General features: G+C 59.8%; 14 protein-coding genes. 6 read left to right on the top strand and 8 right to left on the bottom strand.

The window, feature by feature from the left end; translation table 11 throughout:
* Positions 1-53: 53 nt before the first annotated feature.
* From NSJP_RS20110 to NSJP_RS09650, 5 genes are all read right to left on the bottom strand, one after another.
* Positions 54-242 (bottom strand): DUF3565 domain-containing protein, encoded by a 189-nt coding sequence (locus NSJP_RS20110; RefSeq protein ID WP_080886704.1) that lies wholly within the window; start codon positions 240-242, stop codon positions 54-56.
* A 42-nt stretch (positions 243-284) separates the two neighbouring features.
* Positions 285-689, bottom strand: a complete 405-nt coding sequence (locus tag NSJP_RS09665; RefSeq protein WP_155970043.1) for a hypothetical protein — start codon at positions 687-689, stop codon at positions 285-287.
* 47 nt (positions 690-736) lie between these two features.
* Positions 737-1,285: a GlcG/HbpS family heme-binding protein gene (locus tag NSJP_RS09660; RefSeq protein ID WP_080886702.1), complete on the bottom strand. Its 549-nt coding sequence runs from the start codon at positions 1,283-1,285 to the stop codon at positions 737-739.
* Between the two features lie 120 nt (positions 1,286-1,405).
* A complete protein-coding gene (locus NSJP_RS19510) occupies positions 1,406-1,591 on the bottom strand; it encodes a hypothetical protein (RefSeq protein ID WP_080886701.1) in 186 nt (61 codons plus the stop codon).
* 171 nt (positions 1,592-1,762) lie between these two features.
* Positions 1,763-2,782, bottom strand: a complete 1,020-nt coding sequence (locus tag NSJP_RS09650; protein ID WP_172834262.1) for a right-handed parallel beta-helix repeat-containing protein — start codon at positions 2,780-2,782, stop codon at positions 1,763-1,765.
* 85 nt (positions 2,783-2,867) lie between these two features.
* Between NSJP_RS09650 and coaE the strand changes: the two genes are divergently transcribed.
* The 3 genes from coaE (at position 2,868) to thiI (ending at position 5,725) form a co-directional block, all read left to right on the top strand.
* The gene (gene coaE / locus NSJP_RS09645) at positions 2,868-3,470 is read left to right on the top strand and encodes a dephospho-CoA kinase (protein WP_080886699.1); all 603 of its coding nucleotides are present in this window, start codon (positions 2,868-2,870) and stop codon (positions 3,468-3,470) included.
* Positions 3,471-3,528: 58 nt separating this feature from the next.
* Positions 3,529-4,449, top strand: a complete 921-nt coding sequence (gene trxB / locus NSJP_RS09640) for a thioredoxin-disulfide reductase (protein ID WP_080886698.1) — start codon at positions 3,529-3,531, stop codon at positions 4,447-4,449.
* A gap of 67 nt (positions 4,450-4,516) precedes the next feature.
* Positions 4,517-5,725, top strand: a complete 1,209-nt coding sequence (thiI, locus tag NSJP_RS09635) for a tRNA uracil 4-sulfurtransferase ThiI (protein ID WP_172834261.1) — start codon at positions 4,517-4,519, stop codon at positions 5,723-5,725.
* On the opposite strand, the gene NSJP_RS09630 is transcribed toward thiI, so the two are convergent.
* Positions 5,685-6,203, bottom strand: coding sequence for an SRPBCC family protein (locus NSJP_RS09630; RefSeq protein ID WP_172834260.1), 519 nt, complete (start codon positions 6,201-6,203; stop codon positions 5,685-5,687). The two genes, thiI and NSJP_RS09630, sit on opposite strands and share 41 nt — an antisense overlap.
* Positions 6,204-6,264: 61 nt before the next feature.
* A complete protein-coding gene (locus tag NSJP_RS09625) occupies positions 6,265-7,377 on the bottom strand; it encodes a DGQHR domain-containing protein (protein ID WP_080886695.1) in 1,113 nt (370 codons plus the stop codon).
* A 232-nt stretch (positions 7,378-7,609) separates the two neighbouring features.
* Here NSJP_RS09625 and NSJP_RS19250 point away from each other — a divergent pair, with 232 nt between their 5' ends.
* The 3 genes from NSJP_RS19250 to NSJP_RS09610 are packed head-to-tail and all read left to right on the top strand — an operon-like array spanning position 7,610 to position 10,401.
* A complete protein-coding gene (locus NSJP_RS19250) occupies positions 7,610-7,993 on the top strand; it encodes a hypothetical protein (protein WP_155970041.1) in 384 nt (127 codons plus the stop codon).
* Between the two features lie 2 nt (positions 7,994-7,995).
* A complete protein-coding gene (gene queG / locus NSJP_RS09615) occupies positions 7,996-8,976 on the top strand; it encodes a tRNA epoxyqueuosine(34) reductase QueG (protein WP_080886693.1) in 981 nt (326 codons plus the stop codon).
* Positions 8,977-9,030: 54 nt separating this feature from the next.
* A complete protein-coding gene (locus NSJP_RS09610) occupies positions 9,031-10,401 on the top strand; it encodes a sigma-54-dependent transcriptional regulator (protein WP_080886692.1) in 1,371 nt (456 codons plus the stop codon).
* Between the two features lie 41 nt (positions 10,402-10,442).
* Here NSJP_RS09610 and NSJP_RS09605 read toward each other — a convergent pair whose 3' ends face one another.
* Positions 10,443-12,872 carry an endonuclease MutS2 gene (locus NSJP_RS09605; RefSeq protein WP_080886691.1) on the bottom strand — a complete coding sequence of 810 codons (2,430 nt, stop codon included), beginning with the start codon at positions 12,870-12,872 and terminating at the stop codon, positions 10,443-10,445.
* Positions 12,873-13,014: the final 142 nt, after the last annotated feature.

The following is a 13,014-nucleotide window of genomic DNA, read 5'->3' as shown; positions in this document are numbered from 1 at the left end:
GAGGAAGAATAGCATCGAATCATCCCACGCCAAACAAATTCAGGCATATCAGCTCAGCCTGTTTCGCATTTCTTGCAGAATAGAATTTCACCCAGATGCTGTGCTCGACCCTCCGGCGTCAAGACCCAGGGGCGACTCGTCATCGGGGGTTGATGCCGTACATGTTGCCCATGCCCGCATGCAAGGTCTGCCACCCAGTCCCCGTGTTCATCCTGGTGATAACCTACGATCGGTTGGTTCAGACTAGCCTCACGAGGATATGATCGGGTTCGGACCGATCCCGGCTATAACTTTTCAAACGGCTGCTCCGGACGGGCGGTCGCCGGCACAAACTTCCACCGGCGTTCGCGATCGAGATCGAATGTACCCAGGTAATCCAGTCGATCTTCCAGCGAACGAAACTCTCGCAGTTCGACCGAACAACGATCCTTGTCGAACACCCGAACGTCATACTGACCTATCACATACAGCCGCCCGGTACCCCCCGCATACACATTGCGCCGACTGACGCCTCCGGTATCCGGAAACAACTCGCTGGTCGCGGAACACCCATCGGCTGCCGTGGCTTTCATGCTGAGGTTGTACCGAGCGAGGAATGGATGTGTCGCTGTCCGCGTCACCGTAAGCATGAAGCCGAGCGACGGCACCTCAGCCACGGCAACCTCGGGAATATCGCTGTTGCAGGCCACGAGATGGCTCCAAGCCAACAGGATGACGGCCGCGCGGGCCCGACACCTCACTTTGACGCTGGAATTTTCGGGGATGCGCCAATGGCGTCCAAGCCCGCCTGTGCGCACGCGTCATCGAGATGCGCACCGGGGGCGCCTCCCACACCGATACCGCCCACGACCTCACCGCCGATCTCGACCGGCAGTCCGCCTCCCAAGATCAGCACGTGTTCGTTCATATCGCGCAGCGACTGCAAGGTCGGAACCTTTCCGATCAAGTCGGCCAGCTCGCTCGTGGGACGACGCACACTCGCAGCCGTGTAGGCCTTCTTCCTGCTGCTGTCTATAGTATGTGGGCCGGCGCCGTCTGCGCGTCCCATGGCTCGAAGTTCTCCGGCACGATCCACCACCGAAACACTGACCTTGTAACCGTCCTTCTTGCAGGCTTCCACCGCCGCCTGTACGGCCTTGTTGGCCATCGCCAACGGTAACACCGACTCTTTGGGCAACTCCTCGGCTGCATGACCAACTCCCAAGAAACCCACACTACACATCAACACCACGAACGCCGCATTCCGTGAACCCCGAACACCTATCGACTGTCCACTGGATACCATGGGTAGCTCCTCTGGCAATAAATAATCAGACAATGGCCGACACTTCGGCAGCCTACGAAGCCAAGACCAGCATGTCAAGGGGACTTCTGCGGGTAAACGGATTGGAAGGGGAAGAAAAGCCTAGCTCCAGACGACTCGTTCCTGATTCAGCAGATAGTCGATCACCTCGATACTGTCACGCATTTGCGTTTGCGCACGCTCCGACATAGGAATGACGGCTCCAACGATCTTACCGGGTTCGATGTCATCGAGGGAAGGAATTCCGTCCCCGGATCGTTGCTCAAGTTCTTGTCGGTAACTTGCCAACCTGTCCTCCGATGTCCTGAGATGCTCCTTACGTCACGTCACTACTGCTACAGCAATTCGCGCGCCAGAAAGAATTCTCGGCGCTCTCAATGTACTCTTAGCATAGCACATGAGCAGGGCAGCTCCGACAGTCGACCGACAACCGTTTGATAACCCAATCGTTTCCGGTGGTTATTGAGAAGATTTGGAGGCCGGAGGAAGCGCGCCGAGGAAGGGAAAGGTACCGACTCTGAGAAGGGGAGTGTCGCCTCTTAAGCGAAAATCGTCGCGTCCAGGATCAACAAAGTACGGATCACCCATAATGTCGGACTGTGCTTTCAATTCGGGAGCCGGATGATTGGGATTGCCGGCCTGCATATAGTCGTGTTCGGCGTTATACAACGAATTGTACGACGCATGCACCCGGCTCGACGGCGCGATCAGGAAGCCGATGCGGTTCAATCCGACCACGTTTCCGGTCGCCTCACTCTGAGATTGACCAAGAAATGCCGCCCCGCCCCCATTCTTCACGAGCGTGTTGCTGATGACCACGGCCTTCGCCTTATCGTTCACGACCACGGCCTCAAAGAGACTCCGCGTAATGACGTTTCGCTCGATGCGAACGTCCGACTTACCGGCGACATTGACTCCGTGATCGTTGTCATGGATGAAATTCGCGACCAGCACAGCCTGGGTATCGGCAAACTGAACGCCCGTGGTCTCACTTCCCCCGATCGTACAATCCTCGATTCGCGCGTCCTGAACCTGCTGGCTGAACAACATCCCATTCACCGTCAGACGTTTGAGTGTGACGCCCCGCCCATTGAACAGGCCCACGGCGTGACCGCCGTGTTCGTTGATCGTCATGTCGCTGATTTCCACGTCGGTGGCTCCGTAGGGCCACTTTCCCACGTGGAGCACACCGACGATATCTTCGCGGCCAAGCAGGACGACCTGGTCCCTTCCCGCACCGACCAATTTTACCCGCTCCTTGCTGTGAACCGTGACGTCCTGGCGGTATGCCCCCGGTTTCAAGAAGACGGTGTCTCCCTTTTTGGCGCTATCGACGGCCTCTTGTATGGAGGTGAAATCACCGGAACCATCCAGTGCGACGACGATGGTTCTGATCCCTTGACCGGTATCCGGGGAACGCTCGGCGGAGCTGACACCGGCAACGGCAAGAAATACGATCATGAAGGCAATGATACGCATCGGGTAAGGTCTTACAGGCGCGCCCATCGAGAAGTCAATCAGCGCGTGTTGTTGGGGTCTTCAGCCGCATGCTATCCTCCACCCAATGATTCTCGTGGGTCTGACCGGGGGAGTCGCAACCGGAAAATCAACCGTGGCGCGGATGTTCGAGCAATGCGGAGCCGTCGTAATCAGCGCCGATGTCCTGGCGCGCGAGGTGGTACGGCCGCGAGCATCAGCCTGGCGTGAGATCGTCGCAGAGTTCGGCCGGTCGATTTTGAAGTCCGACCATACCATTGATCGGAAGGGCCTCGGCGACATCGTATTTCGCAATCCAAGGAAACGCCGGAAGCTCGAGCGCATCGTCCATCCCCGCGTGGCCCGGTTGCAGGCCAGCATGACCCGACAAGCGGCCAAGCACAATCGTCACGCCGTCGTTGTCTACGAAGTCCCGCTGCTCTTCGAGGCGGGCGTCGATAGACGAGTCGACCGGATCGTGGTGGTCACGGCTCCGCGCTCGACTCAAATCGCGCGCCTCAAGACGCGGGACGGCTTGCCGCGAAGCGAATCGCTCCGGCGGATCGACAGTCAGTTTTCCATGGACCGGAAAGTGGCGCGGGCGGACGCCGTGCTCAACGGGGCAGCGCCTCTACCGGCCCTTCGGGCCCAAGTCCGCAAGCTATACCGCCAGCTTCTGGGACTGGCGTAAACGCTCCGGCCCCTGCATTCTGTCATCGCTCCGTCTGCCTGTGTTACAGTGACTCTCCATGCATGATCTCATCATTATCGGATCGGGTCCCGCGGGACTCACCGCCGCGATCTATGCCGCACGAGCCAACCTGACTCCCGTGCTGATCGAAGGATGGCAGTCAGGCGGCCAGCTCACGACGACGACCGACGTGGAAAACTACCCGGGATTTCCTCGAGGCATCATGGGGCCGGAGCTGATGAAGGACATGCGGGTGCAGGCCGAACGCTTCGGCACCGTATTTCAGACCGGCGACGTGACGGCAGTCGATTTCACGACCAGACCATTCTCCGTCACGATGGACGGAGAGCGGTCGCTCCGTGCCAGAACAGTAATCATTGCAACCGGCGCCGCGCCTATCCAGCTGGGCATCAAGAACGAATCCCGTCTCATCGGCCACGGCGTATCCACCTGTGCCACCTGCGATGGGTTTTTCTTTCGGGGCAAGGAACTCATGGTCGTCGGAGGAGGAGACAGCGCCCTTGAAGAAGCCCTCTTCCTGACCAAATTTGCCTCCAAGGTCTCCGTCGTCCACCGTCGGGACAAACTGCGCGCATCCAAGATCATGCAAGACCGCGCCATCAAGAACGACAAGATCACCTTCATCTGGAATACCGTCGTCGAGGATATCCTCGGCACAGAGGTCGTGACGGGCGTCAAACTCAAGAACGTCGTCACGGGTCATTCGGCTGAAATTCCCTGCGCGGGTGTATTTGTCGCCATCGGCCACCGGCCCAACACGTCGCTGTTCTCCGGGCAACTGGATATGGATCCGAAAGGGTATCTCATCACCTCGAAAGGCACGGCCACAAGCGTCCCCGGCATCTTCGCCGCCGGTGACGTGCAGGATTCGGTTTACCGGCAGGCCGTGACGGCCGCCGGTTCCGGGTGTATGGCCGCCATCGACGCCGAACGCCACCTGGAAACACTGGGTACGTGACGCGGCCGCCCGCGCCGCAGACGGACACGCGGCAAGCCTATCGAACCGCTCACGGACGATGCCTCCCATGAAACATGTCATCATCCACTACCACGAACTGGCGCTGAAGGGCCGCAATCGCGACTTCTTCGAACGGCGGTTGATTCAGAACATCCGCTCCTCGCTTCGCGACCTTCGCATCACACGCGTCGAAAGTCTTCGCAGCCGGATCCGTATCGTCCTTCCAACTGACGCAAACCATCTACAGGTGGCCGATCGCCTGCGACGCGTCTTCGGCATCGCCAATTTTTCGCTGGCGGAGGCGGTGGAGTTGAATCTGGCAAACCCGAATCTGGATGGCCTGGCCGGTAGAATCGGCAAAGCGCTCCTCCATCATAATGATCCGTTCGAAAGTTTTCGGGTGACGGCGAGACGCGCCGACAAGCGTTTGGTTCTGACGTCCATGGATGTGGAACGAGCGGTCGGAGCCCACGTCCACCAGGTCACCGGCAAGAAGGTCCGGCTCAAGAATCCCGACTTGACGGTCTATATCCATCTGTTGACCAAGGAGGCCTACTTCTCTTTGGACAAGATCGAAGGTCCCGGAGGCATGCCCGTGGGCGTCAGCGGTACCGTGGCGTGCCTCATCTCCGGCGGCATCGACTCCCCTGTCGCGGCCTACCGCATGATGAAACGTGGCTGCAACGCCGTGTTCGTCCATTTCTCCGGCCGCCCGCTGGTGAGCCGTGCTTCAGAAGAAAAGGTCCGAGAGTTGGTCCAGATACTGACCGCCTATCAATACCGCTCGAAACTGTACGTCGTCCCATTCGGCACGATCCAACGCGAAATCGTGGCTCAAGCGCCCGCGCCCTATCGGGTGGTTCTCTATCGCCGTCTCATGGTCCGAATCGCCGGCGAACTGGCTCAACGGGAGAAGTGCTGGGGACTCGTGACCGGAGACAGCCTGGGACAGGTCGCTTCTCAAACGCCGGAAAATCTGACGGTCATCGAGGAGGCGGCGGAAGTTCCGATCTTGCGCCCGCTGATCGGAATGGACAAAACGGAGATTACACGCCAGGCGGAGCACATCGGCACGTTCACGACCTCGATCGAGCCGGATGAGGACTGTTGTTCTCTCTTTACTCCGCCGCATCCCAGCACACGAACCAGGATCGACGATATCCGAAGAATCGAACGAAGTTTCGATACCGGCGGACTCGTCAAACAAGGCGTGGACGCCGCGGAACCGTCGGAATTCACTTTTCCGCTCCGACAGGCTCCAACACCTTCTTCTTGACGATTCGAAAGTGCGACTCCAACTCTCGTCGCATGGCGATGGCCACCAGCCAGTCCGGCACCATTGAGTCGATTGCGACAAGGAGCTCAAATTCGGCGAGCGTGCGGACACCGCCGTCCGCGGCGTGCAAAGTCCATACGCGATGATACCGTTTGAAATCCCCCTCCACGAGGTCGGTCACAATACTGCGATCCGTGGCCGCTCGTGAATCCGTCACCAGGCGGCGCTCTCCGGGCAGCAGGGCGTGCTCGATGCGCAAATCGATCCGGGCAATTCCGTCTTGAACCTTGAGATCGGCGAGTGTCATGCGCACCTCGAACAACTCCGGCCAGTGCGCATAATCCGTCAGCACGGCGAACACGACGCCTGGTTTGGCGTCGAAGACGACTTTCGCCGTCGCCCGGACGCCGCCACCCGGTTCAGTTCTGACTTGTAGCTCGTCGGAATCCGTCGAGGCGGCGGCAGACGGAACGGCCATCTCGCCCCCGACAATCGCGCACGTCGACGCCAGAAGGGTCGAAACCAGCGCGAGGCGACGACTACCCGATGATCGCATCCAGAAGCCGTTGGTGAATCTTTCGCACGCGCTCCAGTTGGCCCTTTGCCGGAAACCGCTCATAAAATCCCTCGGCCCGGAATTCTTTTCCCAGCGCCGCCCACGGCCTGACGAGATCGGCGAACGGCTTGGCCGACCGCTCTGACTCCCAGTCATTGATCAGCTTCCGGTCGACGACGATGTCGTCGAGCACCCGGATGAGCGCCTTCAGCGTGACGTCGCGGGTAAACATGTACCGCTCGTTCTGTCCCCACACGTCCTGCATGACGTCTTTGACGCCCTTGAGATAGTCCCGCACCAACGCATAACAGCGCTCGGGCTTCATTCCTAAATGGGATTCGATCCATCGCTTGTGGGCCGTCACCACTTTGAGCAATTCATTGAAAATTTCCGACTGCAGGATCCACTTTTCCTGTTTGCTCCGCCCGCCCAATCGGTTGATCTTGTACTGCAGCGGAGAGTCCGATTCCCCGTAGAGCAAATTGACGACCTTGGCGGAGAATTTTTTTTCGGGACTTTCCCATGACACCTTCTCATAGAGATCCACGAGGTGAGATCGGTTGATCCGCGTGTGCGTGCTGTTGATGATGACGAACATCTCGGTGGCGAATTCCGCGGTTCTGCCGTCGAAGAGCACACAGGGAACCTCCACCTTGTCGATCTGATCCGGATGGCGTTGCTGGAAAAAGTGAAGCCCGGCAAGCCGATGCTGTCCGTCAATGATCAGATACTTCCCCCTCGGCTCGCTCAGATGGCCGATGGATTCATGTTCGCCGGCCCGCTGAAACCGGAGCGTTTCATCGGTGAAGAGCAGGACCGTTCCCGGAATCATCGGCTGCGCCACCACCGTTTCATAAAAATTCACGATCTGTTTGATCTTCTGTCGATTCAACAAGCGTTGGAAGCCTTTTTCGCTCCGCTCGATCCCGGCAATGAATTGCGCCACGTCGTCGTGTTCGGAAAGTCTTGCCTCCGAGAGTTCCTCGCCTTCGAAATAATAACGGCTGGTGAACTGCACCTTCGCAAGCAGATCGGCCGCGTTGTACCCGATGAAGTAAAACATGCCTTCCTTCTGACGAATCCGCGTAGCCAGCATGGTTCCTCCCTCAAGGTTGTCTGTCGTCCCGCATAGGTGACGCGTCCGATCCTTCACTCGAACGGACGCGGTGACCAGCACTCGCACCCGCCGCCCTGGAATGTGTTTCCGACGGCGAATGGCGGCACGGAGATGCGCCTGAGTGCGGATCCATGCGGCGCACCGTTGGGATTCAACGGGTGCCCGGGCGAGATTCTACGCAGAGTCGTCCGTAGCCGCAAGCTCGGAGGCTGTGCTACCATTCGCCGGGATGCACTCCTCTTACCGGTTGTTGAGTTACGCACTGATTCTGCTGTGGGCTTGGCCCGCTCCCCCTGCCGCGGCTCAAAGTCCCTCGGATTTTACCGCCACAACAGAGCAGTCCTGCAGCTTCGGGATGGCCAAGGGAGAAGCTTCCCAACATTGCCAAGTTCCGATACCGGCCGGCTGCCTCGTCGCCCGGATCCCCGGGACGACCAAGCCCTGGACGACGATTTCCAAGGGTGGGAAAATGACGTGTCAGTTCCAGGAGAAACAGACCGACTGGAAAACCAAGATCACCGGCACCTGCGGACGCTGCGGCACCGAACATTGTTCCGTCCAATTCATCGTTCGATTTGACTGCACACCACGTTAACCATGTCGCTCTCGGCGGTGATCCGGCAGGAAGCGATCGCTCTGGGCTTTGACGCGGTCGGAATCTCTTCGGTCGCTCAATCCCATTCGACAACCCTGCTCGATCGGCTGGAGGAGTGGCTGGCTCGCCGCTATCACGGGACAATGGCCTGGCTGGCGCGGGATCCATCTCGCCGGGCCGACCCCACCGTGGTCTTGCCCAACTGCCGCTCCATCGTGTCCGTGGGTCTGAATTACGACACGGGACATCGGGCGACCGAAGGACCAGGGTTCGGGCGCATCGCCCGCTACGCATGGGGACGAGATTATCATCGCACGCTCGGAGACCGCCTGACCCTGCTGGAGAACCGGATCAAAGCCTTGGCGCCCACGGCCGCGACCCGCACGTACGTCGATACCGGCCCGGTCATGGAAAAGGCCTGGGCTCAGCAGGCCGGCTTGGGATGGATCGGCAAACACTCCAATCTGGTGTCGGCACAATACGGCTCCTGGCTGCTGCTCGGGGAAGTACTGACCACGCTGGAACTCACGCCCGACGAACCCGCTACCGACCTCTGTGGCAACTGTCGTCTCTGCATCCAGGCCTGTCCGACCGGGGCGATCGTCGAGCCGTATGTCGTCGATGCGCGGCGCTGCATTTCTTACCTCACCATCGAATTCCGGGGAGCCGCAGACATGATCGAACACGAGATCCGGCAACAAATGGGGAACCATATTTTCGGGTGCGATGACTGCCTCGATGTCTGTCCGTACAATCTGCAAGCGGAAGAGAAAGCGGTTACGGCATTTTCACCCGCACCCCTTTCTCTGGCGCCTCGCCTGTCGGAATTGGCCGAACTGACCGATGAGACCTTCACGGAACGGTTTCGTGACAGCCCGATCCGCCGGACGAAGAGGGACGGATTGCTGCGTAACGTGACCATCGCGCAACACAACGAGACCCGCCATACGAAGAACTCCCCCCTTTTATCCCCCGCCGAATAGGAGTAGGCTGAAGAAAGGCGGCGCAACGGCTGTCGAACACAACAGCGGTGCTTCATGCCTCCTTTGCTTCTCGTCATTTCGAGCGATCCTTCGACGAAGACAACCCTCGAGAAGTCCGTTTCGGACCTGCCTCTGATCCTGCAGTTCGCTCCCACGCCAGAGGAAGGCCTTCGCGTACTCGGGGAACGGACTGATTTCGACTGCGTCATCTTCGACGAGCACCGACAGAGCCGGCCTTTGAACTCTATCCTTCCGCAGTTTCGAAGCCTCGCCCCCTCCATTCCGGTCGTGGTCGTGGGCGTCGAGGATTCGGCACGGGCCGCGGTGGACGCCTTGCGATCGGGAGCGGCCGACTATCTGGTCAACCCGTTGACGACATCCGATGTCCGGACAACCCTTCTTCGAATGCAGATCGCGGCCGGTGCCGACCAAGCGTCCGCGGCTGGCTCGTCGGGTTTCGATCGGATCATCAGCGTGTCTTCACAGATGCGCCTGGTCAAGCATCTGGCAGCGGAAGTCGCCGCGACCGACGCGACCGTTTTGATCACCGGCGAAAGCGGAACAGGCAAGGAACTGTTCGCTCATGCCATCCACGCCGCGAGCCCGCGAGCCAAGGGACCGTTCGTCGCATTGAATTGCGCGGGAATCCCCGAGCACCTTATGGAATCGGAACTGTTCGGATACCAGCGGGGAGCCTTCACCGATGCCAAACAACCCAAGCTCGGACGGTTTCAAGCCGCCGAGGGAGGGACGGTGTTTCTGGATGAAATCGGCGAAGTCAGCCCCATGGCTCAAGCCAAGCTCCTGCGGGTTCTCGAGGACCACGTGATCAGCCCGCTAGGTGATACGCGCGACATTCCGGTCGACATTCGAGTCGTCGCCGCGACCAACGAGGACCTTCCCGCACACATCAAAGCGGGAAAGTTTCGTCTGGATCTGTATTACCGGTTAAACGTGTATCAGTTGAGGATTCCGCCCTTGCGGGAACGGCCCGACGACATCGAACCGCTGGTGCGACACTTCCTGGACACGATTCGTCGCGACCGCGGTCGCCGCGTTCCGGATTTCAGTCCCGCAGCCATCGAGTGGCTGCGCCGGCACGATTGGCCCGGCAACGTTCGGGAACTGCACAACGTCGTGGAAGGACTGACGATCACGTGCAAGAGTCCGACGATCCTGCCCGAACATCTGCCGGCATCTTTTTCGAACTCCGGCGCCCCGACGCCCCCCGCCAAGGCAGATCTTCCGGACGGTCACGCCAGACCTTCGTTGCTCGCGTTCGGTCTTTCCCTGCAGGACATGGAAAAGAAAATGCTGATGGAGGCGCTGCACGAGGCGGGAGGGAACATTTCCGAAGCCAGCCGCCTTCTCAAGCTGACAAGAAATACCCTGCGTTATCGCATGGCCAAGTATCGTCTTTGTTGACCGCGTCGCCAATAGTAGCCGGTAAACATCCTCCTCCCCGATCATTCTCGCAGTCGTGCCACCGTGACGCCGTCTCCTCCTTCTGCTGGATCCCCGGATCGGAAGTCTTGGACGTAGGGCGATCGGCCGAGATAGTCTCTCACCGCCGCCTTGAGACGGCCGGTCCCGTGCCCGTGAATCACACGGACGAGAGGTGCACCCGCCAACGCCGCTCGATCCAAGACCGCCACGACTTCCTCCAGCGCCTCATCCGCCGTTTTGCCCCGCACGTCGACGACGCTCTGTTCAGCCGCATGATAGGCACGCGGCTGCGTCGAGACCCTCGGCGAAGCCGATCGAGCAGGTGATCCGTCCTTTGGATCTCCGGCCTCCTGCGCGATCCCGAACAACCCGGAACACAGAGCGGACACCTCCCCCTCTCCGACCTTCACGCGCACGCGCTTTTTGCCGAGCGGAACTTCGAGCAGCGTGCCGATCGTGTTGAGTCCTCCGATCTCGACCAGATCACCCACCTTCAGCCGTTCGACCGGGACTCGAACCCGCTCGGGCTCCAGAGCGTCCCGCGACTGTTCCTCCAGTTCGGCAAGCCGTCGTTTTGCCGCTTGCGCCGTTGTAAACTTCTGCTCTCGTTTCGCCTCGTCGACCGTCGCCTGTACCTCGGCTCTCGCGCGGCTGAACTGGTCTTGCAGCTTTTTCCTGATGCTCTTCTTCGCCTCCCGCTCGGCGGATTCCAATCGGGCCAGCTCTCCTTTGGCCAACCGGGCGGCCTCCTCCGCTTGAGCCCGTAACTCGGCGGCTCGAGCGAGATCATCCGCCAATTGTCGCTGCTTGCCGTGCAGATCGCTCAACAGCCGTTCGAGCGCCCGGTCTTCCAGTCCCAACTTTTGCCTGGCCTCGTCCAGCACGGCTTGGTCCATACCCAATCGGCCGGCGATCTCGAGGGCCGAGGATCCGCCAGGAACGCCGAGGAACAGCTGATAGGTCGGCGAGAGCGTGGCCAAGTCGAACCCCACACTGGCATTGGTAAATCCCGCCCTGGTCTGTGCCAAAGTCTTCAGAGACCGATAATGCGTCGTAGCCACAACTTTCATCCCCAGTGCCGCAAGGCGACACAGGAGCGCCTCTGCCAAGGCAGCCCCTTCGGCCGGATCCGTCGAAGTGACCGGTTCATCGAACAACACCAGCGCCGACCCGGTACGCCGCCCGGATCCTGAGTCACCGTCCCGTTCCGCCTCCCGCAACAAATCGATCATTTGCGTCATGTGGGCGGAAAAGCTCGATAGATCGCGTGCCAAGTCCTGCGCATCCCCGATGTCCGCGTAGACGGCTGAAAAGACCGCCATGTCGGACTCCGCCTCGCAAGGGAGCAGCAATCCCGCCTGGACCATCAAGGCAAATAGACCGAGAATCTTGAGCGTGACCGTTTTCCCGCCCGTGTTCGGACCCGAAATGATCAGCACGTTGACCGTGTCGTCCAACACAATGTCGTTGGCGATCACCTGATCCCTCGACAGAACCAGCAACGGATGCTTGGCCCCTTTGAGTCGAATCAACCCATTGGAATTCAATGAGACGGGCTGGGCCCCCAAGCGGCGGCCGAATAACGCGCGTGCGGCGATCTCATCCAATTCGGCCAGCACCTCGAGGCCGGCTCCGATTCGTTCCGCTTGCGCAGCAATCAGACCGGACAGTTCCCTGAGGATCCTTCTCGCCTCCCGATCGATTTCGAGTTCGGCAAGCTTGATGGCATTGTTCAATTCCACCAACTCGCGCGGCTCGAAAAATACCGTTGCCCCGCTGGACGAGACATCATGCACGATTCCCGAAACGCGCCCCTGCAGACCGGCTTTGACCGGCAACACATAGCGTCCCTCGCGTTGATCGAAATACGGCTCCTGCAGGATTTCCTCATAGGATCGAGAATGAAGGAGGTCGTCGAGCCGATGCCGGATCCGCTGTTTCAGATCGTTGGCCTGATGCGTCAGCCGAAGCAGGCCGGGTGACGCGGACTCCTTCATCGAGCCGTCGATATGAATCGCTTCCTCCAAAGCGGCAATGATGCTTGTCAATTCTGGAAAGCTCTCCAGCGCCGCGGCGGCGGAGGCCAATGCGGGCGCCTCCACTCCATGTCGCCGCACATACCGGAGCACCTCGGACCATAGTGAGAGAACCACCGCATGATCGCGCAGTTCATGCGTGTCCAACGCCGCGCCTTTGCTTGCGCGGGACAGTGGCTCACGGACGTCGGGGAAAGAGAGCGCGGGCATGGGATCGAGACTGTCCTGCAGCCTCGCCATCTCCCACGTTTCCTGTTGCCGCCTCCGGGCCGCGTGGATATCCGTCGTCAATACGAGAGCGCGACACCGGGCGATCCCCATTGCGGAACGGGCATGCGCGGCGAGGGCCTCCAGGAGAACCCTCCATTCGAGCGCTCGAGTCGTAAGCTCGGAAAAATTGGATCGCCCCGGCATGTTCGTCACGGGCGAACTCTACCTACGGCCAGGATACGGGCGCAAGTCATGCCGGGAACCGGCTCTGATATACACGTAAATTCCCCCGGTTTTTCCTCCGAAACGACCGTATCGACGCGGGTTTGCCCCTTTGGTATAACTT

The sequence above is a fragment of the Nitrospira japonica genome (assembly GCF_900169565.1).
GTDB lineage: Bacteria > Nitrospirota > Nitrospiria > Nitrospirales > Nitrospiraceae > Nitrospira_C > Nitrospira_C japonica_A.
Note: the sequence above shows the minus strand (reverse complement) of the source record. Positions and strands in the feature narration are given on the sequence as shown.

What these genes read in the sequence shown, in the direction of transcription:
- NSJP_RS09660 (WP_080886702.1), bottom strand. Translation starts at nt 1,285, where the DNA reads ATGGTATCCAGTGGACAGTCGATAGGTGTTCGGGGTTCACGGAATGCG.
- NSJP_RS09650 (WP_172834262.1), bottom strand. Translation starts at nt 2,782, where the DNA reads ATGCGTATCATTGCCTTCATGATCGTATTTCTTGCCGTTGCCGGTGTC.
- coaE (WP_080886699.1), top strand. Translation starts at nt 2,868, where the DNA reads ATGATTCTCGTGGGTCTGACCGGGGGAGTCGCAACCGGAAAATCAACC.
- trxB (WP_080886698.1), top strand. Translation starts at nt 3,529, where the DNA reads ATGCATGATCTCATCATTATCGGATCGGGTCCCGCGGGACTCACCGCC.
- thiI (WP_172834261.1), top strand. Translation starts at nt 4,517, where the DNA reads ATGAAACATGTCATCATCCACTACCACGAACTGGCGCTGAAGGGCCGC.
- NSJP_RS09630 (WP_172834260.1), bottom strand. Translation starts at nt 6,203, where the DNA reads ATGGCCGTTCCGTCTGCCGCCGCCTCGACGGATTCCGACGAGCTACAA.
- NSJP_RS09625 (WP_080886695.1), bottom strand. Translation starts at nt 7,377, where the DNA reads ATGCTGGCTACGCGGATTCGTCAGAAGGAAGGCATGTTTTACTTCATC.
- queG (WP_080886693.1), top strand. Translation starts at nt 7,996, where the DNA reads ATGTCGCTCTCGGCGGTGATCCGGCAGGAAGCGATCGCTCTGGGCTTT.
- NSJP_RS09610 (WP_080886692.1), top strand. Translation starts at nt 9,031, where the DNA reads ATGCCTCCTTTGCTTCTCGTCATTTCGAGCGATCCTTCGACGAAGACA.
- NSJP_RS09605 (WP_080886691.1), bottom strand. Translation starts at nt 12,872, where the DNA reads ATGCCGGGGCGATCCAATTTTTCCGAGCTTACGACTCGAGCGCTCGAA.